Here is a 1693-nt window from a genome sequence, read left to right on the forward strand (position 1 = left end):
CCCCGCCTGTGATCCTGACACGCCGGCAGGAGCCGGCGATCCGGTGTTTTTGTGCCGTTTCCACCTGGCCGGGCGCCGCCCGCTGCCCGAAGAGTTGCGGCATGCGGTGGCCTCGCGCTTGCGGGAGATCAGGGGACGAATGAGGCACCTGACCAAATCCATGACGGACTATGGCGCCCCCGCCGGTGGTGAGGAGAACGCGTCCTGGATTGAGGGCGTTGGCTTTTTCGCCGGCTGGGGCTTGCCTCTGTATCTGGCCTCCGATGCCACCGAAGCGGGTTCCCAGCCGGACGTCCACGGCGCGGAGCCGGTGGAGTGAACGCGTCATATGGTGGCGGCTCTCGCCGCTGTCCCTGTAGTCTCTGTTCACGGTGATGGATCCCGCCGGAACAGCCCGCCCGTAAGGTGCGGGGCGTTCGAACCGCCTCCTGGCTAATGGTTCCTACCTTTGCTGATACGAAGGTAGGTAGCCCATGCCCGCACCCGGCACACTCCTCCTGCTCCGCCACGGCCAAAGCGCCCTGAATGCCCAGGACCGGTTCACCGGCCTGCTCGACCCGCCCCTGACCCGGGCCGGTGAAGAGGAAGCAGCCCGTGCCGGGGCACTCCTGGCGTCCGAAGCCTTTGTCCCTGAGACCGTCTACACCTCCGCCCTCTCCCGCACCCGGGACACCGCCCGCATCCTGTTGGACGTGCTCGGAGACCCGGAGGTGCCGGTCGTTCCTGCCTGGGAGTTGAACGAGCGCAGCTACGGGTCCCTCACCGGAGGATTGCGGGAAGAACTGCTAAGCGAGCTCGGCCCTGAGGTTTTCCACTTCTGGCGGCGCTCCTACTACGGGGCACCCCCGCCGATGCCATCGTCCCAGCTGGCCGAACTCCGACGCAGTCCAGCCTTCGCCGGGCTGCCTCCGGAAGCGGTCCAGGCCACCGAATCCCTTTGCGGGGTGGTCAAACGGGTCCGAATCTTCTGGCACCAGCACCTCCGGCGCAGGCTTCGTGCGGGGGAAGACGTGTTGGTGGTCGGACACGGGAACTCGTTGCGGGCGCTGTGCCGTGTCCTGGACCGGCTTTCCGATGCCGAGGTCGAGTCGCTGAACATTCCCACTGGTCACCCGTTGCTCTACCGCTTCACCCCGGACCTGGCACCGATGGTGCGCGGCGGGGAGTATCTGAATCCGCTGGCGGCGCGGACCGCCGCCGCCCTGGTCGCTGCCGCCGGTGGGACCTGAGCTGAGCACGAGGAAATGGAGAAAGTCATGAATGAACTTCAGATCACCGGGGTGCGCGCCCTGCAGATCCTGGACTCCCGCGGCTACCCCACGGTGAAAGTCTGGCTCACGACCGCTGACGGCACGGTCTCCGTCGCTTCGGCACCGTCCGGGGCGTCCACCGGCGCGCACGAGGCGGTCGAGCTTCGCGACGGCGGCCAGGAGTACTCCGGCAGAGGCGTGCAGAAGGCTGTTGCGAACGTACGCGGTGAAATCGCCGGGCTGCTGACCTCCCGAAGCTGGGCAACCCTCGCCGATCTGGACCACGCCCTCGTGTCCCTGGACGGCACCCCGGGACGCTCACGGCTGGGCGCGAACGCGATCGTCGCGGTGTCGATGGCCGCCGCCAGGGCGTTTGCGGCCGCAGCCGGGCTGCCCCTGCACGTCTGGACCGGCCAGACCTTGGGCCGGGGCGGGCGCCTGCC

Annotated in this window: 2 protein-coding genes, 1 pseudogene and 1 riboswitch; all 3 genes and pseudogenes read left to right on the top strand. The window is 68.3% G+C overall.

Going from position 1 to position 1693, the window contains the following annotated elements; translation table 11 throughout:
* The first annotated feature begins 139 nt into the window (after window positions 1-139).
* Entirely contained in the window at window positions 140-319 is a 180-nt protein-coding gene (locus K789_RS0111140) for a hypothetical protein (protein ID WP_024366831.1), read from the top strand.
* A 42-nt stretch (window positions 320-361) separates the two neighbouring features.
* Window positions 362-452, top strand: a riboswitch (Fluoride riboswitch).
* A 21-nt stretch (window positions 453-473) separates the two neighbouring features.
* Window positions 474-1229, top strand: a complete 756-nt coding sequence (locus K789_RS0111145; protein ID WP_024366832.1) for a 2,3-bisphosphoglycerate-dependent phosphoglycerate mutase — start codon at window positions 474-476, stop codon at window positions 1227-1229.
* A gap of 27 nt (window positions 1230-1256) precedes the next feature.
* Window positions 1257-1693 (top strand): annotated as a pseudogene (locus K789_RS0111150) (phosphopyruvate hydratase); the annotation flags it as partial.

Origin of the sequence: Arthrobacter sp. TB 26 (assembly GCF_000427315.1) — a bacterium.
Lineage (GTDB): Bacteria > Actinomycetota > Actinomycetes > Actinomycetales > Micrococcaceae > Arthrobacter.

Coding starts and splice junctions, on each gene's coding strand:
- K789_RS0111140 (WP_024366831.1), top strand. CDS start 140: ATGAGGCACCTGACCAAATCCATGACGGACTATGGCGCCCCCGCCGGT.
- K789_RS0111145 (WP_024366832.1), top strand. CDS start 474: ATGCCCGCACCCGGCACACTCCTCCTGCTCCGCCACGGCCAAAGCGCC.